Here is a 25036-nt window from a genome sequence, read left to right as displayed (position 1 = left end):
ACACGCGCGGCACCCGGATGGACAACGTCACGAGTATCACGGCCGGGGGTGGCACGTCAGCGGGATGTCGGAATCGGCATCACCGCACGCCAAGCGGCACTCTGCTCGATCCGGGACGGTCGGCGCGCAGTTTCTCGGGCCAGGAGAAGGTCAGCGGCGAGTCAGTCGAGGACCACTCGTCTGCAAGCTCGCGCAGCGTCGTGAACGCCGCGGCCACCTCCCCGTCGCGCCACGGGAAAGGCGTCTCGGCCATCGATCCCCACGCGGAGCGCACGACGCCCGCGGAGAAGGGCTCGCGGTGCTCGGCGAAGTGGTGCAGGGCCCCGGCGAGGATCTCGGCGACGTTGAGGGAGCGTCCGGCGGACTTGAGGACCTGGTCGCTGTGCGCCTTGGCCGTCCGCTTCGGCTTGCCGTCGGCGACGGTCATGTTGTCGAACACGGCGCCGGCCGCGACGCACCCGAAGACGCCGGTGCCGATGCCCAGCTCGCGCTCGGTCACCGCGTGCGCCATGTCGTGCGGGACCCGCCATTTGCGGGTGAAGGACGGCATCAGCAGCACGACCCCGTCGACCCGCTCCACCCGGGTCAGGGCCTCGCCGCGGGGGTCGTGGTGGAACTCGACGCGCATGGCTGGAGTGTGGCCGGACGCCGGGGCAGGGGCCACCGGGTTTCCGGCGGACCGACTGGAGTTACTGACTGGTAAGGCAGAAGTTACCCGCACGTAGGGTGCGGTCTGTTGTGGAGGGATGCCTGGTCAGGGCGTTTCCGTGCCCAGCCAGCTGTTGCCGGGTGCCTGCGGGTCGCGGCTCGTCCAGTACTCGATGATCGCGCCCTCGAACTCCGCGGCCGAGATGCGCCCGTCGCCGTCGATGTCGAGGTGGGCGAAGGCGGCCGCGGCGTCGGGCTCCGACAGATTCGGGAAGTGCCCGCGCTGGAACGCCAGGAACTCGGCGGGGGTGAGGCCCCCGTCGGCGTCCACGTCGGCGATCTCCAGGAACGACCTGGCCAGCGCGCCGAGCGTCGCGGAGGCGGCGGCGGGGTCGTCGGCGAGGGCGCTGGTCGAGGTGATGAAGTCCGCGCGGGCGATGCCCCGCGCGCCGCCGGTCACGTGCGGCAGGTGCACCTCGCGCCAGATCCGCAGGTAGGTGTCGATGATGCGCCGCTCGGCGTCCGAGCCCTCCGGGTGCCCGAGCCCCTCGGCCACCCGCCTGCCCATCAGGACGTGGTCCCGCTCGTCGAGCCACCCGTCACCGTCGGCGTCCAGGTGGTCGAATCCGCGGCTGATCTTGGTGGCGAGCAGGTCGTCCCGGGTCACCGCCCCAGCATCGGATGATCTTGCAGGTCCGACAAGGGGGCTCACCCGTTCGGTGCGCCCGCCGGGCGCGCTGCGTGGCGGCGGGCGATCAGGCATGATCCGGACAGAGGCTTCCGCGCCGCCCCCCGGGTGCGGCGCGGTCACCGAGCGGAAGGCTGGAACCGGTTTTGCTGGAGATCGACGCGCTCACCTGGGGCGTGACCATCGGCCTGGTCGTCCTGCTGCTCGCCGTGGACCTGGTGCTCGCCGCCGTTCGTCCGCACAAGGTCGGCTTCGGCGAGGCCACCGCGTGGTCGGTGTTCTACATCCTGGTCGCCGTGGGCTTCGGCGTCTGGATGTGGATGGCCCACGGCAACCAGTACGGCACCGAGTACTTCGCGGGCTACATCGTGGAGAAGTCGCTGTCGGTGGACAACCTCTTCGTCTTCGTGATCATCATGACGACGTTCGCCGTGCAGGAGGAGCACCAGCACAAGGTGCTGACCTTCGGCATCGTCCTCGCCCTGATCATGCGCGCCATCTTCATCTTCCTCGGCGCCACCCTGCTGTCGCTGTTCTCGTTCATGTTCCTGCTGTTCGGCCTCCTGCTGATCTTCACCGCCGTCCAGCTCTTCCGGCACCGCGACGAGGACCCCGACGTCGAGAACAACGCCGTCGTGCGCGGCGCCCGCCGCTTCATCCCGATCTCGGCGGACTACGACGGCGGCAAGCTGTTCACCAAGGAGAACGGCAAGCGCATCGGCACGCCGCTGCTCATCGTCCTGGTCGCCATCGGCGGCGTGGACCTGCTCTTCGCCCTCGACTCGATCCCGGCGGTCTTCGGCGTCACCGAGGAGCCCTTCATCGTCTTCACCGCCAACGCTTTCGCCCTGCTCGGCCTGCGGGCCCTGTTCTTCCTGGTCAAGGGGCTGCTCGACCGCCTGATCTACCTGTCGACCGGCCTGGCCCTGATCCTGGCGTTCATCGGCGTGAAGCTGATCCTGCACTGGCTGCACGTGGACATCTCCGAGAGCGTGCCCGAGATCGCCACCCCCGTCAGCCTCGGCGTGATCCTCGGCGTCCTCACCATCGTCACCGTCGCCAGCCTCGTCAAGACCCGCAATGACAAGACGGTGAAGGCCAAGGCAGGGTCGCTGCGCGCGAGCAAGCGTCCCGCCGACGAGCAGCGCTAGGGCCGCCCCGCCCAGTCCGCCGCGTGGGACGCTTCCATCACTTGCTTAACTAAGCGAGGGTGGGGGCATGAACGACATCGTGGCGCTGCGGGCCGCCGGAGTGGCCCTCGTCCTCGACCTCGCGGGCGACACCCTTCCCAGGGTCCTGCACTGGGGGCAAGACCTGGGCGAGCCGACCGACGACCTCCGCCTGGCGGCCACCCCGCACCCCATCGGCTTCTCGGTGGACGGCCAGGTCGAGGTCTCCGTGCTCCCGGAACAGTCCGCCGGATGGCAGGGAACCCCCGGCCTCCAGGGCAACCGCGCGGGCCGGGACTTCTCCCCGGCCATGCGGGTCCGCTCCGTCACCCGCACCGGCAACACCCTCACCACCGAGGCGGCCGACGCGGGCCTGGTGCTCGTCCACACCATCGAGCTGACCGAACAGGGCCTGGTCAGGCAGCGGGCCACCCTGACCAACCACGCCGACGCCCCCTACTCCCTGGACGCTCTGACCCTCTTCCTCCCCGTTCCGCCCACAGCCGTCGACCTGCTCGACTTCACCGGCCACCACCTCCGCGAGCGCGCCCCCGTGCGCACCCCCTTCACCCAGGGCCTGCGCACCAGGGAGAACCGCACCGGCCGCACCGGGTACGACGCCGCCTACCTGCTGGCGGCGGGCACGGCGGGATTCGGCAACCGCGCCGGCGAGGTCTGGGCGGTGCACACGGCCTGGTCCGGCAACCACAGGACCATCGCCGAGCGCACCTACCACTCAATCTCCCTGCTCGGCTCCGGAGAACTCCTCGCCTCCGGTGAAGTGGTCCTCGCCCTCGGCGAGACGTACACGACCCCGTGGCAGTACGCCGCCTACGGCGTCGGTCTGGACGAGGTGTCCGCCCGCTTCCACGACCACCTCCGCGCCCGCCCCACGCACCCGACCTCGCCCCGCCCGGTCGTGGTCAACACCTGGGAGGCTGTCTACTTCGACCACGACCTCGACCGCCTCAAGGCGCTGGCCGACGCCGCCGCCGAGGTCGGCGCGGAGCGGTTCGTGCTGGACGACGGGTGGTTCGGCGCCCGCAGGAGCGACCGGACCTCGCTCGGGGACTGGGACGTCTCGGCCGAGGCGTGGCCGGGCGGACTCGCGCCGATCATCGAGCACGTCAGCGGGCTCGGGATGCGGTTCGGGCTGTGGGTGGAGCCGGAGATGGTCAACGAGGACTCCGAGCTGGCCAGGGCGCACCCGGACTGGATCATGGCCGCCGGGGACCGGCTGCCCCGCCGGGCCCGCCACCAGCAGGTGCTCGACCTGGCCAACCCGGCCGCGTTCGCCCACATCCTCGGCAAACTCGACGCGCTGCTGAGCGACCACGACATCGCCTACCTGAAGTGGGACCACAACCGCGACCTCGTCGACGCGGGCCACCGCCCCACCGGGCGCGCCGGCGTGCACGGCCAGACGCTGGCCGCCTACCGGCTGCTGGACGCAGTGCGCGCCCGCCACCCCGGCGTCGAGATCGAGTCCTGCTCCTCCGGCGGCGGCCGCGTCGACCTGGGCATCCTGGAGCGGACCGACCGGGTGTGGGTGTCGGACTGCATCGACGCCGCCGAGCGGCAGGAGATCCAGCGCTGGACCAACGCCCTCATCCCGCTGGAGCTGATGGGCACCCACGTCGGCGCGCCCACCGCGCACACCACCGGGCGGGCGCTGCCGATCGACTTCCGGGCGGGCACCGCGCTGTTCGGGCACTTCGGCATCGAGTGGGACATCACCACGGCCGATCCCGGCGAGCGGGCCAGGCTGGGGGAGTGGGTGGCGCTCTACAAGCAAGTGCGCGGGCTGCTGCACACCGGCACGGCGGTGCACGCCGACCACCCCGACCCGGCCCTGCGGGTGCACGGCGTGGTGGCCGCGGACGGATCGGAGGCGCTGTACGCGATCGTCGCGCTGACCACCTCGCAGCTGTATCCGCCCGGACCGGTCAGCCTGCCGGGACTGGACCCCGACGCCGTCTACCGCGTCCGGCCGCAGCCGCCCGGCGACGTCACCGACGGCAACGCCTTCCACTGGGGCGTCCCGCTGCCGTGGTGGACCCCGCGAGGCGTCTCGCTGACCGGACGCGCGTTGGACGCGGGCGTGCTCCAGGCGCCCGTTCTCCACCCGCAGCGCCTGGTCCTGCTGCGGGCGACGCGCACGTAGGCACTCTCCGGCTTTTGCTCCCGCGACCAGCCCGCTGTCGCCTAGGCTGCTGATCCATGGACGGGACAATCCTCGACCCGGATGGGGCGCGCGCGCACCTGGCGGCGTGGAAGGGGCGCATCGACAAGATGGCCCAGGACACCGAGGCCATGCGGCAGCGGCTCCAAGACCTGCGGATCACCGAGAGCGACCCGCACGGGCTCGCCGAGGTGACCATCGACTCCACCGGCGCGCTCGTCGGGCTCACGCTCACCGATCGCATCGGCAGGGTCGCGCCCGAGGTCGTCGCGGAGGCGGTCATGTCGACCCTCGGCCGGGCGCGCACCGCACTGGCCGACCGGTCGCGGGAGGTCATCGAGGAGACCGTCGGCACGGAATCCCCCGCCGCGCGGGCCATCGCGCAGAGCGTCGACCAGCACCTGCGGCGCGATCTCGGCGGAGCCGCTCCCGAGGAGCCGCCGGCCCGCCGCCCGCGCGCGGACGCGGCCGACGACGAGGACTACGACCCCTTCTCCGGCTACCGGGGGTGAGGCATGGGCTTCCGGGTCGAGATCGAGCAGTTGCGCGTCCACGCGCAGAACGTGCAGGCTGTCCGGGACCGCTTCGCCGCCGTGCAGGCGGCCAGCGGCAACATCAGCCAGAACGACCAGGCCTACGGACTGCTGTGCGGGTGGATCTCGGCCGTGCTGGAGGGCAGGCACCAGAAGCAGGACGAGCTGATCGCCTACGTCGCCGAGAACCTCGACATCGCCGCGCGCGAGCTGGAGCTGAGCGCGGACGCCTACGACACCGTCGACAACGGTGAAGCCGACCGCCTGAACCAGATCGGCCTGGTGGAGATGCCATGACCGACGGCTCCCTCATCGCCCCGGTCGAGTCGACGCGCGACCCGTGGACCGGGTCCAGCTTGGCCGACGGCATCGAGGACCTCGTCAGCGCGATCAAGAGCGAGGACTGGGTCAGCGGCGCGCTCGCGGGCGCCGGACTGGCCGTCGAGGGCGCGGCCACGGTGATCGACCCGTTCAGCGCGCTGCTGGCCAACGGGCTCGGCTGGGCGATGGAGTACTTCGAGCCGCTGCGCCAGGTGCTCGACGAGCTGACCGGCATGCCCGACGTGGTCCGCGCGCACGCGGCGACCTGGAACAACATGGCCACCGAGCTGCACGCCATGTCCGCCGACCTGGGCACCCACCTCGGCGGCGACCTCCCCGGGTGGACCGGCGACGCCGCCGACTCCTACCAGTCGCTGATGGCCAACAACGTCAACGCCATCGGCGGGCTCGCGGCGGTCTCGGCGGGCATGGCCGCGGCGACCGAGGGCGCGGGCGGGCTGGTCGAGATGACCAGGGAGATCGTCCGCGACCTGATCGCCGACCTGATCGCCAGGGTGATCGTGTGGGCGGTCGAGGCGCTGCTGGTGGTGACTATCCCGGTGATCGCCGCGCAGATCGTCGCCGCGGTGGCGAAGTGGGCGGGCCGCATCCTCAACTACACCACCTCGCTCGTGCAGAGCATCACCAACCTTTCCCTGCTGCTGGACGGATAGGCCATGACTCCACGACCACGCCGCCCCGGCAACGGCGGCGGCGACGGTGGCGACGGCACGTCGAGGCCGTCGCGGCGCTCCGGGAGCGTCGACTCCTCCTCCAGCATCTCCGGCGCGCAGCAGACCACCGAGGGCATCGCCCAGCAGGGCAGGCCGGGCCGGGGTTCGAGCACCACGCAGCCGAACCAGACCACCCAGCCGAACGAGACCGGCTCGGGGTCGGAGTCGAGCAGGCCTGAGTGGCTGCGGCGGCAGATCGAGGAGGGCAACGAGTTCAACCGCAGGCGCGAGCCCTATTACGAGGAGCAGGGCGGCGCCAACGAGGTGCACGTCGAGCCGCGCTCGGACAAGGGTCAGTACCCGCGCGTGGACTCCTACGTCCCGGGCGAGGAGATCGTCAGCCGCAAGCACACACAACTGTCGAACGTGCAGGAGAGCACGGCATTCGGCTATCTCCGCGAACTCGCCAACACCTACGGTCCGGGAACGGTCGTCGCCGACACGCCGACGAACCGCCGCGACCTCGGCGACGACGCGATCGGACTGCCGATGGAAGGCGACATGGTCCTGGAAGTCCCGGTCCAGCAGAATGGCGTTCCCCCGGCTGTTCTCGCCGAAGCGAGAAGGCTCGGTATCATTATCAGGGACGAGAATGGCACCACCTACTGATCCGGAAGCCGGGACATGGTCAACTACTGCTTCAAGTGGAACTACGCGGACAACGCCCCCGGCGAGCCGCTGACCGAGGCGCAGGCGCGGGTCAAGCACGAGGCGGGCGAGGAGTACTCGGCGGTCATGCCGCCCAGGTCGGGCGCCCAGTCGCCGACGCTGGTCACCCCGGTGTGGAAGACCGGCGTCGTGGTCGTGACCTTCCTCGACAACCCCGGTCGCAAGGCCACCGAGTACACGTTCATGAGGAAGACCGAGGAAAGCCTCTTCCTCGCCCGCGCCCACATGTGGACGTATCCGAATGATGAGCCGGGCCTGCGCCTGGCCGACGCGATCGCACACGAAACGGTGCACTATCGCGAAGACGGATACGTCAAGCGCGTCATCAAGAACAAGGTCGACCGCACCCAGGAAACCATCGAATACACCGACGTCCCGATCGCCAACAACTGGGAAGCGATTCCCGCTTTCGGCGACTACCGCTCCCTGGCCCGCTTTGAACGCGACGAACAGGTGACGAACCGCATCAATTGATGGCCGCGCGTAACGAGTTGACGTCGCTTCCTTGGGCGACGAAGTGGCGTGTGGGAAGCATTCAGGCAGTACGGATCGACTGACGGGCGGCTGGTGCTGGCGGCGGACGTGACCTGCTGGCTGAGCCCGGTAGCGCACACCTGTCCGCAGCGGATCCTGTGTCACACCTATGGCCGCGGCAAGGACCAGCACATGATGGGTGCAGGGCTGGCCCTACTCGGTGATCGTCGCCCTAGAAGTGGGCCGAGGCTCGTGGACCGCGCCGCTGGACGCGGTCCGGCTCGCACCCGGCGACAACACCGCGAACGTGACCGCGCGGCAGATCTGTGACCTGATGGCCTGACTGACTGCATCTGGGCAATGGTCGCCGGGAGACCCCGACATCGTGCTGGTCGAATGCGCTCCGACCGCATTCTGCACCGCTCAGCGCCCACGCCAGCGGTCGGCGCGATGGGCTGGCCCCGCCGCCACGGCGACGAGTTCGCATTCGGCGACCTCGCCACTTGGGGCGAGCCTGATGTCATCGCCGAGATCACGACGCGGCTCAACGGACCCACGCTGATCCGAGCTTGGGACCGGCTGCACCCGCGCTTGAAATACCGCATCGCCTGGGCCGGCCACGACGGAACCCTACCAATCATCGAAGGCACCGTGATCCGGCTGCAGGTCGACCGGCTGCCGTCCGGGTCGATCCCGAAAGCCGTCTGGCTCTGGCACTCGGCCGCCAGCCTCCACCAAGACCAGGTCGATCTGGCTTGGCAGGCGTTCCTGCGCCGCTTCGACATCGAGCACACCTTCCGCCTGCTCAAACAGACCCTCGGCCGGAGCATCCCGAAACTCCGCTCACCCCAGGCCGCCAACGGCTGGATCTGGCTACTAATCACCGCCCACACCGAACTCTGCCTCGCCCGCGACCTCACCACAGACCTGCGCCGGACTTGGGAGCAACCCCGACCAGCTCACCGGCTCAGCCCAGCACGAGTTCACCGGGAGTTTCGGAACCTGCGTCCACAACTCGCCTGTCCGGCCTGTGTCCCCAAACCCTCCCGACCAGGCCCCGGACGCCCGCCGGAACACACAACCACCAGCCCGCTACACGCCATGACGTCCACACCGTGACCAGCACAAACGAATAGGAACCCCAGCATGGCAAGAAATCCAAGTCAAGTAACCCGCGACCCACCGAACAGGTTCAAACTCAAGCTAGGCCGAGTCTGCCGCTCCCACGCTACCGCTCCTCGCCCAGCGGCAACCCCTCGCTGTCATGGCGGGGTTGGCAGGCCCGCACCGAGGAGTCCCCGATCTCCCACTGAGAGCAATGGCGACGGTTACCTCCTGACGTAGATGCTGCTGTTCGAGTGATATTTCGGCGCGGCGCTCCGAGTTGCGGACGACGAGCCGCTACAAACGTGTGGTGACCGAGGCGTACCCGTTCCGGAGACAGCGCGGCTTTCGCTCCCTCGTGCCGGAAAGCGCTTGGGCTGAGCTTGTGCGACACGGCGTCTGTGTGCCCCACCACGCGAAGGACGAACTGCTGCGCCAAGGGGAGAGTGGCACAGGGGTGATGCTCTCACTGTCCGGGCGACTGAAGGTGTCGTACGCCGAACCCGACGGCGATGAGATCGTACTGGCGCTTCGTGGGCCAGGCGACCTGGTCGGTGAGCTGTCGGTCCAAGACGGGTTACCGCGTTCGGCGACCGTTCGGGCGGTCGAACGGGGCGCGACATGCAGAATCCAAGGACGTCGTTTTGTTGAACTTGTGCAGAGAATTGGCTTGGTGTCGCAGCTGGACTACTACATCTCCGGGAAGCTGAGAGAAAGTGCGCCTCACGCCTGGCAGCTTGCACATCGCACGACAGCCTCGCGGCTCAGCGCGTTGATCTTTTCGATCATCGAAGCGGCTGGCCCGGACCACCCTTCACCCACCATTGTTCCGATGACCCAGGACGAGCTGGCTGCCGCGCTGGGTCTAGTGCGCTCCGCGGTCACCCCGGTTCTGAAGGAATGGAAGGTAACCGGGCTGGTTCGGATCCTCCGGGGAGGGCTAGAGGTCGTGGACTTTCCGATGCTGGTCAGCAGAGGAGTGTCTAGTTCTGGACAGAACGAGACGGCTTCGGGGGGCAGGCTGTCTCCTCGTCAAGCAGGTACCAGCACGGAGGAGTATCGGTGACTTCAGAACTCGCGGGGGCAACCCGCTCGATCGACGAGTACGTGGGCATCTTGGCCGTCGACGTTCGTCACTTCAGTCAGCACAACGACGCCGGACAGGAACTCATCGTTGATCGGCTTCCCGAGATCCTTCAGCAGGTCGCGGACCGAACTGGCCTTGACGCCTTGTGGGGACAGCACCGGTTCAAGGCGTTTCGAGGAGATGGCTACGTTGTGGGATTTGACCGACACTTGATCTGTCTGGTCGTGGACCGGTTCTTCGACGCTCTGCAGGGCGAGTTGCGACGTCGATCCGGAGAGTTTCGTGCCGCTGGCGTCGAGTTCCGCGTGCGCACCAGCCTGCATCTGGGGCCAGTGACGTCCTTCGACGCCCTCTTGATGGACTCGCCACCCGGCCGGGTGCTGATTGAGACAAATCGCATGGTTGACGCAGGTGCTGTTCGGGCGCTGCTGGACAACTCTGACCCCGACGTCACCTTCGTCGCCTCAGTGCTGTCCAGCTCCGTCATGGAGGATGTGATCGTGGCAGGAGCGACAACCCGTCGACCGAGTGAGTTCGTAGAGGCGCCTTTGGGCGTGGCGGCCAAGGAGTACTCGGGAAGGGGCTACCTGCGGGTGCCCGCGCCCTCCGGTGACTTGCTCAGGTATGGCCTGTTGCACGGCCAGCCGGAAGTTCCTGTGGAAGACGCCCCGGAAGCAGCACGAGTAGAAACTGTTGGCGACCAGATTGTCAACCACGTGGGTGAAAGTGCGCACGACGTCGTCCAAGCGCGGGACATCGGAGGCGGAACTCATCACGACGTGGCGCGGGACAAGACCAAGAGCATCGAGGTAGTTGGGCACGGCAACGTCACTGCCGGGAACAACGTGCACCAGACGTCCGGGGATCAGGTGTTCTCGGGTACTTTCAACACCGAAAGTGACGCCAACTTCGGCCCGTCGAGCGGTCGGCGTATCGGCGGCGGCAGCGGTCCGGAACCACGGTGACGATCGTGGACCACTACGACGTCGACCAGTTCAACGTTCTTGATCCGCCCTCGCGACAGCCCATAACGGCAGCTGGCCGCGATCGGCAAGACCCCGGCCCCTTCGTACGTACCTCGCCGGTCTCCGAACAGGGTGAGCCTGGTCTTGCCACGGCGGTGCGTGACGAGGCCAAGCCGGTGGCCGACACCGTCGCACCAAGTCTGAGAAGCCAGATCGAGGGGCACGGCAACGACACCGCATTCGGGAATCTCCACAAATCTGTGGTGACAATCGAGACAGCGCACTTCAACGACCAACTCTTCCAACTGGCTGAAGCCCGGCCCAGGAAACGCAGCGGACGCGGACTTCAAGACCGGGCTGGCCTCCAGTACATGACCAGCCGATACGTGGCACCGTCGGGCCTGCTCGATGCATCGGAGTGTGGTGCGGAGTCTGCGCTCAGCATCCTGCGCCGGGAACAGGTTCTACTGCTGACGGCGAAGGAAAACAGAGGCGGCCAGTTCGTCGCCGGGCTACGCTTGGGGCACGAACTTCAGTTAGGTCGCCCTGAACTCGTTGTACGCGAAGAGCTTATAGATCGACTGAGTGACGACGACCTGCTGATTGACAACGAACCTGCCGTAGTGGTGGTGGACCTCCGTGCTACGCCACTTGACGAACTCCAAGTCGTACGTCGGGACTTGGTGGAACTTGTCAAGCAGTTCGTTGCTCACCACAGCTACCTCGTCCTCATCATCCCAGTTGACCGCGCGCGCGAGTTCGGGGAGTTTCTGCACGGTCGACTGCATTTCCTGGAATGTCCAGAGCCCGTTCAAGTTCTCCAGCGGCATCTGGAGGGTATTTCACTTGATCTGGACACAATTCTGCCAGAACTCGGCGACTGTTTGCGTGACTTGTGGCCGCCAGTCGTGAAGGAAATCGCCGACGCGACACGCGGCGAGATCCTGGGTGGGCAACTACCGAAGCTCGCGCTGAAAAAGGTGTTGCGCGAGCGACAGGATCAGCCGGGACCGAGCCTGCGGGAGGAGGTTCGGGCGAAGCAGTTGGAGGGCTCGGTCGACTGGTTGGCCCTGATACTGGCCACAGCTCTCCTAGAAGGGGCCTCGCCTCACCACATCGCGGAAGCCGCCGACCAGATGCTGGACCTCAACGGAACAATACGAGAGAGCACCTCGCCCCTGCTGATGCCCTCGCCTTACGCGAGGTTGGCCGAGTTGGACTATGAGCCGTTCGATGTCGCCACCTGCCGATTCCGGCCGGTGGGAAGAGGGACGGAGGTGTTCCGGTACTTCTGGCATGAGCACCGAGACCTCCGAACGACATTGCTGAAGTGGATTGGCGATTTGCCCCGGCAGATCTTCGACCTGACGCGCGACGAACTTGAACGCTTCGCCGATCGGTGCGCTGAACTATCTGATTGCGGGGGAATTGAAGCGGTACTGAAGCTGGCCGAGAACTGGGCCCGGACCAAACCGGGAACGATCTCCGAGGACAAGGCAGCCGACCATGGACGGGCTCGTTACTGTCGGTCGATCGCCGTTCGGCTCTTGACCACGACGGCGACAGACCCAACAGCGGGTGCCCGGGTTCGTGAAAGGCTTCTCGCTTGGTCGAAGGGGGAGAATCCTGACTTGCAACTGCTGACGGCCCAAGTGTGCGAAGGTATCGGAGAGGCGTTCCCTCGGATCGCGCTGAACAGGCTGAAACATCTGGCAGATTCCCGAGACCAGCTTGTGCGTTACGCCACCCGGCATGCCACATTCTCGATCGGCGAGGACCTCGGCACATCAAGCTTCCTGCGGCACGTCATGGATTGGCAGGACAAGGCCGGGCCAGCCAGACTGCGTCTCTTGGTGGAGAGCACCGCCACGGTATTTGCTCAGGATTCCCAGAACGTTGACCCCAAGTCCGTGGCTGACTTCTGGCGGCGAGCCCTGAGCGTGATGCCCGTAGAAGACTTGTACCCGGCAATCGCAAACTGGCTCGGTGCTGCGGCCGAGGCGCCCGTCGATCGATGGGACCGGATGATAGATCCTCTCGTGATTGTCACAGATGGGGACCTGCGGCTCATCGGCCTCATGCATCACGCGGCCCGGCAAGCAGTTCGGCACGGACGTGCGGAGCAGAACGGTGCATGGATCGATATATCCGAACGGCTCTCGTGTCGGCTCGACGAGATTGATCCCCTGACGCCGAGCTAAGGAACGATTGTGGGCGCGTGGAGATTGTGGCGGCATAAGCAGGAAGAAGAGATATGTCCGCAGGAACAGGCCCCCAGTGCGGATCATGCGGCTGAGATGGCCGTCAGGCTGGCGAGTGCGGATGAGACGCTGACTTTCGATGTCCGTCTCCTTGTGGAGGCCAAGAGTCCACACGCATCCTCCCAGTCCACGCTGTTAGATATCGCCGGGGAAGGTGTTGTTCGGCGCGCGGAAAGGATAAGTAGACAATATACAGTGACCGACGCGATTCGACTACGAGGGGCGTTGACTACTGCACTGCACAGTTGGTGTGTCGTGCCGGGTACCGGTGTGCTCTCTCGGGGCCGTTGCACGTCGATCGACGTAGATGCCGAAATCGTCGCATCGGTGGCGGCCCGGGAGCTTGCCGAGAAGCGCTCATTCGCGGCCTCTTGGCAGGACGAACGACGAGTGCAACAAGCCGAGCAGGTGCGCTCACGACTCCTCGACCCACTCCGGGCAACAGCCTGGTGGTTCGTTGAAAACCAAGACAAGCCAGAGCGCCTCGAAGAGGTCGCGCTCGCGTTTGACAAGGCGCGCGCGATACTTGCACCTACGGCGGCCTCGGACTCTCCCGGACAGCTCATCGACAACATCGTGGCAACATCTGATCCAGCCGCGAAGTGTAATCTGCTTAGGTTTCTGGTGCGATTCTGCCGTGATTATCAACGAGAAGAACTTGCTCTGTTAGAGCAATGGCTGCGGCACAGCGAAGGAGGCGTGGAGTATGATCGTTAGTCCAATGGTTTCAACTGTTGTGCACTTTCAGGCGTGTGGGCGATTCATTCGTGGCCAGAGTTAAGTGGAGGTGGAGTTCTGATCAGTCTTTGGGTGGAAGGGTCTGGTGCTGGGATCATTCTCACGGCGGCCAACGAACCTGTGCGTAGCAGATTGGGGGTCAGCAGCTCGACCGACAGACCCTTGAGGTCAAACGAGCGGCTTCCTCGGGCGATGTCAGCTTGACTGCGCTCTGAGCGCAGTCCCCGCTGCAGTTGATGCCGCACGCGCGAGATGCCGCAATGTGCACCGCCCCGACGCGGGTGTGACGGGCATTCGAGCTGAGTTGAGCGCGAGTGCGGGTCGTGCGGGGGTTGGTGAATTTGGCGGTGTCTTCTGCGGCAGCGGAGTTGCCTGGCTTTAGCTATCCGACCATAGTGGTCGCAGTCCCAGTCTTTCCGCTTCTAGCCCTATGGGAACGTCTCCAAGCTTTGTGGGACGTTCAATGCTAAACGCCCGATGGTGGTTTGTCAGGCCATCGGGATGCGCACGTCCGAGAATGTCACCGGGGTCGGCTTCGGGCCCACGGGGCGGGGGGCGGCGTCAGTGAGCTGCGGGGAGTTCGCGGGGCGGAAGAGGGCGGGGACCGGAAGAGGTGCGGGGTGAATGGCGGTGGCGGTGCGGTGGCTCGGGTTGTGCACGGGTGGCTCTCCAGTCGGGTGGGGTGCTTGATCGTCTCGTGGGTTGCGGGGCATGTACCCCGAAAGTCGCCGGATGCCACACTTTCGTTCCAGGAAAGTTCCGCGACGTCAGGCGAGCGGGTCGTGGCACCAGTTCATCAGCGAGTAGCGCCACGCCGTATCGCTGACGTCGCCCTTCGGGCGCTGGGCTAGGTGACGGTGCACGTAGCCGACGACCTTGCGCACGTGGGCCAAGTCGTCGTCGGTGAGGTCGCCCGCCTTCTTCTCCAGCAGCGTGGCTATGCGCCTGCCGGACGCGTGCTCCGTGGACTCCCCGCCGTCCTTCTGGCCGACCGCTTTGGGCTCATCGGTGCCGAGCCAGTCCCGCAGCTTGGCGGGGGGCCATGTTGACGGCGTCGGCGAACTCGTCGCGGGTCTGCGTGGTGTCGGTCATCCGTCCGGGTACTCAGTGGTGGGGAGGCGTCAACCGCCAGGGAAGCGGGTAGCCGGGGGCATGGCCGAGAAGAGCTTCGCCAAGGGCGACAAAGTGGAGTGGAACACCCACGGCTCCACCGCCGAGGGCACCGTCGAGGAGAAGATCACCGAGGACACCGAGGCCGCGGGCCGCACGGTCCGGGCCGATGAGGACAGCCCGCAGTACCGCGTGCGCAGCGACAAGAGTGGTCGAGACGCGGTGCACAAGCCGGACGCGCTGAAGCGCAAGAGCTAGCCGACCAAGCAGCGGTGTGCGTCACACCGCTTGCCGACCGAGGTTTGAGTCATCTAAACTCAAACTATGTTCACCAGGGATGACGCACTCGCCGCCGTTGAAGGAGCCACCTCGGCGACCGGTCTGTTCGGGGTTGACGCCGACGCGGGCAGGCGCCGCTACCGGGCGTTCGCCGCCGCGCTGCACCCCGACCGCAACCCCGGTGACCCGCGTGCCCATGCCGCCGCCGCGCGGCTCACCGCTCTCTTCGCGGACTGGGCCCCCGGCCCGCGCGTCACCACGGCGACGTCCACTTACGACCTCACCACGCCGCACGCGGTGGGCAGCGTGGCCACGGTCTTCCGCACCACGGGCCCTTCAGTGGTCAAAGTGGTCCGCGACCCCGCGCTGGCCCCGCTTCTGCACGCCGAGTGGGCCGCCCTGCGGACGCTGGACACCTTCACCGAGCGCCACCGCTGGCTGCGGCCCTACTACCCGCGCCTGCTGGACTCCTCCGGCCCCGTCGCCCGCGGCGAGCGCGCCTTCACCGTCCTCGACGCGCTCACCGACGGCTTCGCCACCCTGGCCGACGTGCGCGCCGCGTTCCCGCGCGGCCTCGACGGTCGGGACTACGCCTGGATGCACCGGCGGCTGCTGCGCGCCGTCGCGGGCGCCCACCGTGCCGGGGTCGTGCACGGCCACATCACCCCCGACAACGTGCTGATCCACCCCGAGCAGCACGGCGTGGTGCTCGTCGGCTGGTCGTTCGCGGTCTCCGACGGCGAACTCCCGCTGGCCACCGACCGCGGCGTCGCCTACCCGCCCGAGATCCACAAGGGACGCCCCGTGACCGCCGCGACCGACGTCCACATGCTGCACACGATGATGGCCGACCTCCTCGCGCCGTCCGAGACCCGCCAGCGCACCTTCGCCGCCTGGTGCGCGCAGGACGACCCCGCCCGGCGGCCCGACGCCGTCGACCTCCTCGACGAGTACGACGACCTCCTCGACGACCTCTACGGCCCGAGGACCTTCCGCCCCTTCGCGATGCCCGAGACAGGAGCCTGACATGGGATACGGACACTGGGACGACAACGCCTACGCCGCGAGCAAGACCTTCCGCGCGGCCAAGGGCGAAGACGACTTCGGCTACACCGCGAGCCTGCGCGGCCGACCCTCCGACGAGTGGAAGGTCGCGCCGCAGCTCGACCCCCGGGGCGCGGTGCGCGAGTGCCGCGACTCGACCGACCACGCCGACTCGACCCCCATCGCGGTCCTCTTCGACGTCACCGGCTCGATGCGCCGGGTGCCGCGCGTCATGCAGGGCAAGCTGGGCAAGCTGCACGGTCTGCTCAAGCGCAAGGGCTACCTGGCCGACCCGCAGATCCTCTTCGGCGCGATCGGCGACGCCGACAGCGACCGGGTGCCGCTGCAGGTGGGGCAGTTCGAGTCGGACAACCGGATGGACGAGCAGCTGCGCCAGATCTTCCTGGAGGGCGGTGGCGGCGGGCAGAAGAGCGAGTCCTACGAGCTGGCCGCCTACTTCATGGCCCGCCACGTCGTCACCGACGCATGGCGCAAGCGCGGCCGCAAGGGGTACCTGTTCATCGTCGGTGACGAGCTGAACAAGCCCGCCCTCACGAGCAAGCACATCCGCGCGGTCATCGGCGACGACGTGCACGAGGACATCGATCCCGCGTCGGTGTACCGGGAGCTGGCGCGCAAGTGGCACGTCCACTATGTGCTGCCGAACCAGTCGTCCTACTACAACGACCCCGACATCGCCGAGCACTGGGCGGACCTGCTCGGCCAGGGCTTCCTGAAGCTGGACGACCCGGGTGCGGTGTGCGAGCTGATCGCCGCGGCCATCGGCATCCAGGAGCAGGCCGTCGACCTCGACCAGGCGCTGGTCGACCTCGCCGACATCGGCTCGGTGGCCGAGCGCGCCGCGGTGGGCAAGGCGCTGGTGCGGGTCGGGGCGGGCGTCGCGGCCGCCCCGGCCCGCACCTCGACGCTGCCCGACCTCACCGGTCCGACCGATGTGGCGCTCCGATGAGAGGGCATGTCGTGGTGGTCGGGCTCGGGTTCGGCGATGAAGGCAAGGGTGCGGTGGTCGACGCGCTCTGCGCCGCGCGCCCGACCGAGGCCGTGGTCCGGTTCAACGGTGGTGCGCAGGCCGCCCATAACGTGATCGTGGGCGGCACCCACCACACCTTCAGCCAGTTCGGGTCGGGCACCTTCGCCGGGGTGCCCACCCACCTGTCCCGGTTCGTGCTGGTGGAGCCGTTCGCGCTGGCCGAGGAGGCGCGGCGGCTGGCCGCGATCGGGGTGGCCGACCCGCTGCGGCTGGTGTCGGCCGCCGGGTCGGCGCTGCTGACCACGCCGTTCCACATCCACGCCAACCGCGCCCGCGAGGACGCCCGCGGCGACCGGCGGCACGGCTCGTGCGGCAAGGGCATCGGCGAGACCGTCTGGTACTCCTTGCTCGGGGCGGCCGCGCCCGGCGAGGTGGTCGAGGGCCAGCGGGTCATCGGGGCGCCGGGGGAGGCGCCCCGGGTCGCCGACTGCGCCGACCCCGCCGCGCTGCGCCGCAAGCTCGACGCGCTCGCCCGGTTCTACGCCCCGCTGGCCGAGCCCCGGCACACCGTCGCGGAGCTGGTCGGGGTCTACCGCGACTTCGCCGCCGCCGTGCGGATCACCGACGCCGCCGAGGTGGGCAGGCTCGCCGACCGGGGCAGGCTGGTCATGGAGGGCGCGCAGGGCGTCCTGCTGGACCAGCACCACGGCTTCCACCCGCACACGACGTGGTCGAGCACCACGCCGGTCAACGCCAGGGAGCTGCTGGAAGGGCGCGAGCACACCGTCATCGGCGTGACGCGGACCTACCACACCCGCCACGGAGCGGGTCCGCTCCCGACCGAGGACGCGGCCCTGCTGGAGCGGTACCCCGAACGCCACAACGGGACCGGCGAGTACCAGGGCGCGTGGCGCGTCGGACACCTGGACGCGGCGCTGCTGGACCGCGCGATCGCGGTGTGCGACGGGGTCGACGCCCTCGCCGTGACCCACCTCGACGCGCCGACGCCCAGCGTGGTCGCGGCACCGGGCGCGGCGCCGGTGCCGCTGGCGGACCCGCTGGCGTTCTTCTCGGCGCGGCTGCCGGTGGCGGTGACCGCGAGCGGGCCCGCCCGCGCGGACTACCGGGTCGGGGAGCCGGTGGGCGCGGGCGCCGGACGGGGCACAATCAGCGGGTGATCGACCTGACACCGGTGTCGGTGGACGTGCTGGCGCTGCGCTTCGACCCGGACGAGCGGGCCGTGCTCATCGGGGTGGCGCCCCGGGCGGCCGAGCCGTTTCTCGGCGAGCAGGCGCTGCCCGGCGTGCTGCTGGGCAAGGGGGAGCGGCTGCGGGACGCGGCGGTGCGGGCGGTGTCGAGCAAGCTCGGCCTCCCGGCCGGGGCGGTCACCGCGACCGGCCAGCTGGCCACCTTCGACGAGCCCTCCCGCGACCCCCGCGGCCCGACGCTGTCCATCGCCCTGTGGGCGACGCTCTCGACGGGCGGCGGGGACGTGCGGTGGAGCCCGCTGGCCTCTGTCCCGCCGCTGGCCTTCGACCACGACCGCATCGTCGCCGCCTGCCGCCCGATGCTGGCGGACAAGCTGTGGCGCGACGTCGCGTTCAGCGCGGGGCTGATGGGCCGGGAGTTCACCACGGCGCAGGCCCTCGACGTCACCGAGGCGCTGACCGGGGACCGCCCCTACCCGGCCAACCTCGGTCGCTCGATGGAACGCCTCCCCGGCCTGCGCCGCACGGCCGAGCACGCCGCCGCGCTGCCCAAGGGCGGCAGGCCGCCGTCGATGTGGCGGTGGGAGGACTCCTAGGCGGACCTGGCGGCGCGCAGCAGTGCCGGGTCGTGGGCGTTGACCATGAGCAGGTCGGGCTCCGGGCTGGTCCACAGCTCGCGCAGCCTGGTGTGGTTGGCGCGGACCCGCCGCCGGTCGTGGGCGACGAGCGCCTCGGCGGCGGCGAGGCCCCTGGCCCCGCCGGTGAGCTGGGCGTGCCCGTAGAAGGCGTCGCCCACGTGCAGCACCCAGCGCTCGCCCGCGTCCACCGCGACGGCGGCGTGGCCCCGGCTGTGGCCGGGGAGGCTGATCAGGACGATGCCCGCGGCGACCTCGGTCAGCTCGGTGGCGGAGGGGAAGCCGCGCCACGCTTCGGAGTCGCGGGGCGTGTGCGGGACGAGCGTCATCCGGTGCTCGCGCACCGAGGGGCGGTACCGGGCGCGCTCCAGGCGTCCGGACGGGTTCCTGGCCGCGTCCGCCTCGGCGCCGGTGACGTGGACGTGCGCGTCGGGGAAGTCCGCCAGGCCGCCCGCGTGGTCGCCGTCGAAGTGGGTGAGGACGATGTGGCGGACGTCCTGCGGCGCGTGGCCGAGCGCGCGCACCTGGTGGACGGCGGTCTCGTCCGGGTCGAGGGCGGGGCGTACCAGGTGGCGGATCGGGCCGACGCGGGTGGCGGGGTCGGCGATGTCGCGCAGTCCGAAGCCGCTGTCCACCAGCACCAGGCCGGCGTCGGTCTCGATCAGCAGGACGTGGCAGACCAGCCCGCCGCGCACGCCCGGCGGGCGCAGGGTGCCGCAGTTGAGGTGGTGGACTCGCACGGTCAGTCGTCCAGCGCGGGGGCGGTGGTGGCGAGCAGGCGGGGATCGGGCTCATCGCCGGACATCGCGATCAGGCCGAACACCGCTTTGCCGAGGGTCAGCAGATCGCGCGGGTTGCGCTTGTCCAGCCCGCCGATGAGCTGCTTGAGGACGGTGAGCTGGTCGAAGTAGACGCGCTCCACCACCAGGTTCTCCTCGTCGTCGAAGAGGAAGTAGGCGGTCATCCGGGTGCGGTGCGCCGAGCCGGTCGGCGGGATCCTGCCCAGCGGTCCGAGGTGGGTGCCCATCAGCCAGAACTCCACCACGACCGCGTCGTGGGCGTGCCGGAGGGCGATGATCTCGTGGCGCTGGTCGGGGAAGGCGACCCGGGTGTCGTGGTAGTACTCGCGGACGTCGCCGTCGCCGTCGTGGACGGTCATCGAGGCGATCAGCTCGTAGTGCGGGTGCGGGAACGTCGACAGCGTGGCGTCCCAGTCCTGCGCCACCTCGTCGCGGAAGTGGTCGAGCACCAGCTTCTCCCGGGCGCGCAGCACGTCCTCGGGCGGCAGGGCGAATCGCGACACGTCCCTCTCCTTGTCGGAGTCGCGGGCATCGTCGCCGGGAAGATTAAACCACGTTGTGGGTTTTAACAAGGTGCGCCATCATGCGTCCGTGAACAGCACCGAGCCCGCGCCCCGCCGGGGCAGGCCGCCCAAGGGCGCGTCCAGACTGTCCCGGGACGCGATCGTGGCCGCGACCCTGGCCGTCATCGGCGGCGAGGGCGTCGCGGCGGTGAGCATGCGCACCGTGGCCAAGGTGCTCGGCGTCGACCCGAAGAGCCTCTACAACCACGTAGACGGCAAGGAGGGACTGCTGGACGCGGTCGCCGAGCGCATCCTCGGCGCGATCGAGCTCCCCGCCCCCGGCGGCGACACCCGCGACGACCTCCGCCGCATCGCGCACGCCTTCCGCGCCAGCGCCTTCGCCCACCCGGAGGCCGCCTCGCTGGTGCTGACCCGCAGGCTCGGCTCCACCGCCGCCCTCGCCCCGACCGACGCGGTCCTGCGCGTCCTCGCCGCGGCGGGCTTCCCTCCGGACCGGGCCGTGCACGTCCTGCGCTTCCTCCTCGCGGCCCTCACCGGGGCCCTGCTCCGCGAGCACCAGGCGGCGCCGGACTTCGGGACCGAGGCCACCGCCGTCGACGCGCGCCGCGCCGTGCTGGATTCCGCCGCGCTCCCGGCGGTCGCCGCCGCGGCGGACCACCTCGCCCGCTTCGACCGCGACGCGGAGTTCGCCTTCACCGTCGAGGCCGCCATCGACGCCGTCATGGTCCAGGCGGGCCCGGCCGGATAGGTTCAGCGGATGGGCAGGACTGATCGAGCGAGCCTGTTGGTGCACGCCGACCCGACCCGGGTCTTCGCCGCGCTGGTGGAGGAGCACGCGCTGACGCGCTGGCTGCCGCCCACCGGGATGCGGGGTCGCTTCGAGCGCTTCGACATGCGCGAGGGCGGTTCCTACCGCCTGGTGCTGACCTACGACGACGCCTCGGCCGCGCCGGGGAAGACCTCGGCGGCCGAGGACGTCTCCGAGGTGCGCATCGCCCGGCTGATCCCGGGGGAGCGGCTGGTGGCGCAGGTGGACTTCGAGTCCGACGACCCGGCCTTCGCGGGCACCATGGAGCTGGACTGGAGCGTCAGCGGCTCCGCCGACGGCACGACCGTGGTCTTCGAGGCCCGCGACGTCCCCGCGGGCATCCGCGCCCACGACCACGCCGCGGGGATGACCTCCTCGCTGGCCAACCTCGCCGCCTACCTCGGCCCTTCCTGAGCAGGCGGCGAGGCGGGCGCTCAGCTCTCGTCGGCCTTCTGGTCGTTCTTGACGTAGGTGGGGTGCAGGGCCACCGGCTGCTTCTCGCGCTTGGCGCGGACCCGCAGGTTGAGGAACTCCACGAAGATGGAGAACGCGATCGGGCCGTAGACGTAGCCCTTCGGGATGTGCTGGTCGAAGCCCTCGGCGATGAGGCTGCCGCCGATGATGAGCAGGAAGGACAGCGCCAGCATCTTCACGCTCGGGTGGCGGTTGACGAACTCGCTGATCGCCCTCGCCGAGACCAGCATGATGATCATGGCGATGACCACGGCCGCGATCATGATGCCGAGCTCGTCGACCATGCCGACCGCGGTGATCACCGAGTCGAGGGAGAACACCACGTCGAGGATGAGGATCTGGACGATCACCGAGGCGAAGGAGACGGCCTTGCGCTCCTTGCCGTGCTCGGGGCCTTCGAGCTGCTCGTGGATCTCGTAGGTGGCCTTGGCGAGCAGGAACAGGCCGCCGACCAGCAGGATCAGGTCTCGTCCCGAGATGTCCTGCCCGAACACCGTGAACAGGGTCGCGGTCAGGCCGATGACCCAGGACAGCGAGGCCAGCAGCAGCAGGCGGGTGACCAGCGCCAGCGACAGGCCGATCACCCGGGCCCGCTGCTGCTGGTGGGCGGGCAGCCGGTCGGCAAGGATTGAGATGAAGACGATGTTGTCGATGCCGAGCACGACCTCCAACAGCAGCAGGGTGCCGAAGGCGAGCCAGAGTTCGGGGCTGAGCATCCAGTCCATGTGCGTGCCTGTTCTGTCGTGCTGGGTGAGGGGTCGCGTCCGCGGGGACCGGGCAGCGCTTCGAGCCTGGGGTTCGGGGCTTCTGCGAACGTGCTGGTCGCGGCGGCTCCGAGCGCCGCAACCGTACAGTCCCACGTGATGCTGTCGGAATTGTAGAGGTCTGCACCCTTGTGCGCTGATGAGTCGCACATTCTCCGCAGTGTCCGATCTGGAGAGGGGGAGGCGTTAAGGACGCGCAAGGATTTCGCGCCTCCGCTGTCCCCGGGCGGCCTCCCCGACAACGGTGGGCGTGCTACGGCCGAGGTCCGGTCGAAATGGGGGAGCATGACCACCGCAGATCCCGTCCTGCCCGCGACGGTGGCCAGCCCGGTCCGCTCGTCACCGCCGTCGTCGGCCGTCGGCCGGTGGCTGCTGCGGCACCGGGTGAACCCGGTGGTCGGCCCGGAGAGCGGGGGGTCGCACGCCGAGCCGACGGCGTGGTGGAAAGTCATGTGCCTGACCGGCGTGGACTACTTCTCCACCCTGTCCTACCTGCCCGGCATCGCCGCTCTGGCCGCGGGCGCGCTCTCGCCGCTGGCGACGCTGCTGATCGTGGCCCTGACGCTGCTGGGCATGCTGCCGATGTACCGGCGGGTCGCCGCGGAGAGCCCGCACGGGCAGGGGTCGGTCGCGATGCTGGAGAACCTGCTGCCGTTCTGGCGGGGCAAGGTCTTCGTGCTGGTCCTGCTGGGCTTCGTGGCGACGTCGTGGATCATCACCATCACGCTGTCGTCGGCCGACGCGACCGTGCACATCCTGGAGAACCCCCGCGCACCCGGGTTCCTGCACGGCCACGAGGTGCTCGTCACCATCGTGCTCCTGCTGGTCCTCGGCGGGGTGTTCCTGCTCGGGTTCAGCGAGGCCGTCGGCGTGGCCATCCCGCTGGTCGCGCTGTTCCTGGCGCTCAACGCGGTCGTGGTGGGCGCCGGGGTCGTGGAGCTGCTGGCCCAGCCGGTGGCCGTCGACCGCTGGCTGGAAGCGCTGACCGCGGGGGGTGGCGGACTGGGCGGGGTCCTGCTCCCGGCGATCCTGGCCTTCCCGCTCCTGGTGCTCGGGCTGTCCGGCTTCGAGACCGGGGTGAGCATGATGCCGCTGGTCGCGGCCGAGGGGAAGACCGAGGCCGAGCGGCTGGCCGACCGCATCCGCAACACCCGCAAGCTGCTCACCGCCGCCGCTGTGATCATGTCCGCTTACCTGGTCGCCACCAGCTTCATCACCACGATCCTGGTCCCCGCCGCGGAGTTCGAGCCCGGTGGCGAGGCCAACGGCCGTGCTCTGGCCTACCTGGCGCACTCCCTGCTCGGTGAGTGGTGGGGAACCGCCTACGACATCAGCAGCATCCTGATCCTGTGGTTCGCCGGGGCGTCGGCGATGGCCGGGCTGATCAACATCGTGCCGCGCTACCTGCCGTCCTACGGGATGGCCCCGGAGTGGGCTCGGGCCGTGCGGCCCGTCGTGCTCGTCTACACCGCGGTGTGCGTGCTCATCACGGTCATCTTCGGCGCGGACGTCAACGCCCAGGCGGGCGCCTACGCGACGGGCATCCTGGCCATGATGGTCTCCGCCACGATCGCCGTCACCATCTCCGCGGTGCGCGCGCGGCGCGGGCGGGCCGCGACCGGCTTCGCCGTCCTCACCGTGGTCATGGCCTACGCGCTGGTCGAGAACGTCATCGAGAAGCCCGACGGGATCACCATCTCGGCCTTCTTCGTCCTCGCCATCGTCGTCATCTCCCTGGTGTCCCGGGTCAGCCGCACGACCGAACTGCGCGTCGAGCACATCGAGTTCGACGCGCTGTCCCGGCTTTTCGTCACCGAGTCCATCCGGCACGACGGCGCGCTGACGATCATCGCCAACCGCCGCCAGGCCGGGGACCTGGCCGAGTATCGCGACAAGGAGGCCGAGCAGCGGGCGGCCAACCCCGTCCCGGGCGCCGCGGACGTGCTGTTCCTGGAGATCGACGTGATCGACCCGTCCAGCTTCAGCGACGTGCTGCGTGTCCGCGGCGTCGAGGTGGACGGCCACCGCGTGCTGCGCGCGGAGAGCCCGGCCGTGCCGAACGCCATCGCCGCGATCCTGCTCGCCCTGCGCGACAGCACCGGGGTCCTCCCGCACTGCCACTTCGCCTGGAGTGAGGGCAACCCGCTAGGCCACCTGCTCCGCTACCTCATCCTCGGCCGCGGCGACACCGCCCCCGTCGTCCGCGAGATCATCCGCAGCAGTGAGCCCGACCCGGGCCTGCGACCCGGAATCCACGTGGGGGGCTGAACCCGGCCCTCGGCCCACCGGTTCGGCGGAGGCGCGCAGCGCCGCCGGTGAGCCACGCCATCCACTCGTCGGCCATCGCGCGCCCGCGGGGCGAGTCGGGGGCCGCGCCCTCCCGCGCCCGTTTCGAGGACGTCCAGCATCGGAGTCGAGGACATCAGCGGTCCGGCCCGCGCGTGCAGGTCTCGCGCTCCTCCTCCGCCATGTCGACCAGCCTAATGACAGCGCGTTCCATTACCCCTATCGGGTGAAGCTCGGGTCTGTGACCAGGCCTTGGTCACGCGCCGGGAACTTGTTCGCCCAGTGACCAATCCGTCGCCCGCTGTCCGTCCGAATGCGACGTGAAGGCAGGGAACGCTAGAGAGCCGCGGAGTCGTGGCTCTGTATTGGAGTGAGATCACGATGAAGTCCTCTGTTCGCAATGCCGTCGTCGTGGGCAGCATCGGTGCGATGGCCCTGGTTCTGTCTGCTTGTGGCAGCGACGACGCGGCCGCCCCGGGTGGCCAGGCCACGACCACGACGGCGATGGCCCCGATGACCACGACGACCACCGCGGCGATG

The 25036-nt window shown here is 69.0% G+C and carries 27 protein-coding genes; 21 read left to right on the top strand and 6 right to left on the bottom strand.

The genetic code is table 11. From position 1 onward, the window contains the following. Positions 1 to 79: 79 nt before the first annotated feature. Together ACFPM7_RS22610 and ACFPM7_RS22605 are read right to left on the bottom strand one after the other, a co-directional pair. On the bottom strand, positions 80 to 628 hold the full coding sequence (locus tag ACFPM7_RS22610; protein ID WP_378249719.1) for a hypothetical protein: 549 nt from the start codon (positions 626 to 628) through the stop codon (positions 80 to 82). Between the two features lie 126 nt (positions 629 to 754). Further along, positions 755 to 1315 carry an EF-hand domain-containing protein gene (locus tag ACFPM7_RS22605; RefSeq protein ID WP_378249718.1) on the bottom strand — a complete coding sequence of 187 codons (561 nt, stop codon included), beginning with the start codon at positions 1313 to 1315 and terminating at the stop codon, positions 755 to 757. 167 nt (positions 1316 to 1482) lie between these two features. Here ACFPM7_RS22605 and ACFPM7_RS22600 point away from each other — a divergent pair, with 167 nt between their 5' ends. The 13 genes from ACFPM7_RS22600 (at position 1483) to ACFPM7_RS22540 (ending at position 13552) form a co-directional block, all read left to right on the top strand. Further along, positions 1483 to 2487, top strand: coding sequence for a TerC/Alx family metal homeostasis membrane protein (locus tag ACFPM7_RS22600; RefSeq protein ID WP_378249717.1), 1005 nt, complete (start codon positions 1483 to 1485; stop codon positions 2485 to 2487). Between the two features lie 67 nt (positions 2488 to 2554). Beyond that, entirely contained in the window at positions 2555 to 4669 is a 2115-nt protein-coding gene (locus ACFPM7_RS22595) for an alpha-galactosidase (RefSeq protein ID WP_378249716.1), read from the top strand. Between the two features lie 56 nt (positions 4670 to 4725). Then, entirely contained in the window at positions 4726 to 5199 is a 474-nt protein-coding gene (locus ACFPM7_RS22590; RefSeq protein WP_378249715.1) for a YbaB/EbfC family nucleoid-associated protein, read from the top strand. Positions 5200 to 5202: 3 nt separating this feature from the next. Then, entirely contained in the window at positions 5203 to 5517 is a 315-nt protein-coding gene (locus ACFPM7_RS22585) for a type VII secretion target (RefSeq protein WP_378249714.1), read from the top strand. Next, positions 5514 to 6215: a WXG100 family type VII secretion target gene (locus ACFPM7_RS22580; RefSeq protein ID WP_378249713.1), complete on the top strand. Its 702-nt coding sequence runs from the start codon at positions 5514 to 5516 to the stop codon at positions 6213 to 6215. The genes ACFPM7_RS22585 and ACFPM7_RS22580 overlap by 4 nt, the downstream gene beginning before the upstream one ends. A 3-nt stretch (positions 6216 to 6218) precedes the next feature. Next, positions 6219 to 6884 (top strand): hypothetical protein, encoded by a 666-nt coding sequence (locus ACFPM7_RS22575; RefSeq protein WP_378249712.1) that lies wholly within the window; start codon positions 6219 to 6221, stop codon positions 6882 to 6884. A 15-nt stretch (positions 6885 to 6899) separates the two neighbouring features. Next, positions 6900 to 7418 carry a hypothetical protein gene (locus ACFPM7_RS22570; RefSeq protein WP_378249711.1) on the top strand — a complete coding sequence of 173 codons (519 nt, stop codon included), beginning with the start codon at positions 6900 to 6902 and terminating at the stop codon, positions 7416 to 7418. 199 nt (positions 7419 to 7617) lie between these two features. Beyond that, positions 7618 to 7761: a hypothetical protein gene (locus ACFPM7_RS22565; protein ID WP_378249710.1), complete on the top strand. Its 144-nt coding sequence runs from the start codon at positions 7618 to 7620 to the stop codon at positions 7759 to 7761. 53 nt (positions 7762 to 7814) lie between these two features. Continuing rightward, positions 7815 to 8537, top strand: coding sequence for a hypothetical protein (locus ACFPM7_RS22560; RefSeq protein WP_378249709.1), 723 nt, complete (start codon positions 7815 to 7817; stop codon positions 8535 to 8537). Between the two features lie 295 nt (positions 8538 to 8832). After that, on the top strand, positions 8833 to 9588 hold the full coding sequence (locus ACFPM7_RS22555; protein ID WP_378249707.1) for a Crp/Fnr family transcriptional regulator: 756 nt from the start codon (positions 8833 to 8835) through the stop codon (positions 9586 to 9588). Then, entirely contained in the window at positions 9585 to 10574 is a 990-nt protein-coding gene (locus tag ACFPM7_RS22550) for a hypothetical protein (RefSeq protein WP_378249706.1), read from the top strand. Before ACFPM7_RS22555 ends, ACFPM7_RS22550 begins: the two co-directional genes overlap by 4 nt. 5 nt (positions 10575 to 10579) lie before the next feature. After that, positions 10580 to 12775, top strand: a complete 2196-nt coding sequence (locus tag ACFPM7_RS22545) for a hypothetical protein (protein WP_378249705.1) — start codon at positions 10580 to 10582, stop codon at positions 12773 to 12775. 9 nt (positions 12776 to 12784) lie between these two features. After that, complete coding sequence (locus ACFPM7_RS22540; RefSeq protein WP_378249703.1) at positions 12785 to 13552, top strand: hypothetical protein; 768 nt, start codon at positions 12785 to 12787, stop codon at positions 13550 to 13552. A gap of 788 nt (positions 13553 to 14340) precedes the next feature. Here the strand turns inward: ACFPM7_RS22540 and ACFPM7_RS22535 are convergent. After that, positions 14341 to 14601, bottom strand: coding sequence for a DUF3140 domain-containing protein (locus ACFPM7_RS22535; RefSeq protein WP_378249846.1), 261 nt, complete (start codon positions 14599 to 14601; stop codon positions 14341 to 14343). Positions 14602 to 14725: 124 nt separating this feature from the next. Here ACFPM7_RS22535 and ACFPM7_RS22530 point away from each other — a divergent pair, with 124 nt between their 5' ends. The 5 genes from ACFPM7_RS22530 (at position 14726) to ACFPM7_RS22510 (ending at position 18801) form a co-directional block, all read left to right on the top strand. Beyond that, entirely contained in the window at positions 14726 to 14941 is a 216-nt protein-coding gene (locus tag ACFPM7_RS22530; protein WP_378249702.1) for a hypervirulence associated TUDOR domain-containing protein, read from the top strand. 66 nt (positions 14942 to 15007) lie between these two features. Beyond that, positions 15008 to 15988: a protein kinase family protein gene (locus tag ACFPM7_RS22525; RefSeq protein WP_378249701.1), complete on the top strand. Its 981-nt coding sequence runs from the start codon at positions 15008 to 15010 to the stop codon at positions 15986 to 15988. Between the two features lies 1 nt (position 15989). Next, positions 15990 to 16976 carry a hypothetical protein gene (locus tag ACFPM7_RS22520; protein WP_378249700.1) on the top strand — a complete coding sequence of 329 codons (987 nt, stop codon included), beginning with the start codon at positions 15990 to 15992 and terminating at the stop codon, positions 16974 to 16976. Next, positions 16973 to 18175 carry an adenylosuccinate synthetase gene (locus ACFPM7_RS22515; protein WP_378249698.1) on the top strand — a complete coding sequence of 401 codons (1203 nt, stop codon included), beginning with the start codon at positions 16973 to 16975 and terminating at the stop codon, positions 18173 to 18175. Before ACFPM7_RS22520 ends, ACFPM7_RS22515 begins: the two co-directional genes overlap by 4 nt. Beyond that, positions 18172 to 18801: an NUDIX hydrolase gene (locus tag ACFPM7_RS22510; RefSeq protein ID WP_378249697.1), complete on the top strand. Its 630-nt coding sequence runs from the start codon at positions 18172 to 18174 to the stop codon at positions 18799 to 18801. The genes ACFPM7_RS22515 and ACFPM7_RS22510 overlap by 4 nt, the downstream gene beginning before the upstream one ends. On the opposite strand, the gene ACFPM7_RS22505 is transcribed toward ACFPM7_RS22510, so the two are convergent. Both ACFPM7_RS22505 and ACFPM7_RS22500 read right to left on the bottom strand, forming a co-directional pair. Next, on the bottom strand, positions 18798 to 19580 hold the full coding sequence (locus tag ACFPM7_RS22505; protein WP_378249696.1) for an MBL fold metallo-hydrolase: 783 nt from the start codon (positions 19578 to 19580) through the stop codon (positions 18798 to 18800). The genes ACFPM7_RS22510 and ACFPM7_RS22505 overlap by 4 nt on opposite strands. Before the next feature lie 2 nt (positions 19581 to 19582). Beyond that, positions 19583 to 20143: an ester cyclase gene (locus tag ACFPM7_RS22500; RefSeq protein ID WP_378249695.1), complete on the bottom strand. Its 561-nt coding sequence runs from the start codon at positions 20141 to 20143 to the stop codon at positions 19583 to 19585. 88 nt (positions 20144 to 20231) lie between these two features. Between ACFPM7_RS22500 and ACFPM7_RS22495 the strand changes: the two genes are divergently transcribed. Together ACFPM7_RS22495 and ACFPM7_RS22490 are read left to right on the top strand one after the other, a co-directional pair. Beyond that, positions 20232 to 20912: a TetR/AcrR family transcriptional regulator C-terminal domain-containing protein gene (locus ACFPM7_RS22495; RefSeq protein WP_378249694.1), complete on the top strand. Its 681-nt coding sequence runs from the start codon at positions 20232 to 20234 to the stop codon at positions 20910 to 20912. A gap of 9 nt (positions 20913 to 20921) precedes the next feature. Continuing rightward, entirely contained in the window at positions 20922 to 21386 is a 465-nt protein-coding gene (locus ACFPM7_RS22490) for an SRPBCC domain-containing protein (RefSeq protein ID WP_378249693.1), read from the top strand. 20 nt (positions 21387 to 21406) lie between these two features. Here the strand turns inward: ACFPM7_RS22490 and ACFPM7_RS22485 are convergent, their stop codons facing one another. Next, positions 21407 to 22171 (bottom strand): TerC family protein, encoded by a 765-nt coding sequence (locus tag ACFPM7_RS22485; RefSeq protein ID WP_378249692.1) that lies wholly within the window; start codon positions 22169 to 22171, stop codon positions 21407 to 21409. Between the two features lie 324 nt (positions 22172 to 22495). On the opposite strand from ACFPM7_RS22485, the gene ACFPM7_RS22480 reads away from it, so the two are divergent. Then, positions 22496 to 24478, top strand: a complete 1983-nt coding sequence (locus ACFPM7_RS22480) for an amino acid transporter (protein WP_378249691.1) — start codon at positions 22496 to 22498, stop codon at positions 24476 to 24478. The last annotated feature ends 558 nt before the right edge of the window (positions 24479 to 25036 follow it).

Origin of the sequence: Actinokineospora guangxiensis (assembly GCF_042657845.1) — a bacterium.
Taxonomy (GTDB): domain Bacteria; phylum Actinomycetota; class Actinomycetes; order Mycobacteriales; family Pseudonocardiaceae; genus Actinokineospora; species Actinokineospora guangxiensis.
The sequence above is the reverse complement of the archived record's forward strand: the minus strand, read 5'-3'. Positions and strand labels throughout refer to the sequence as shown.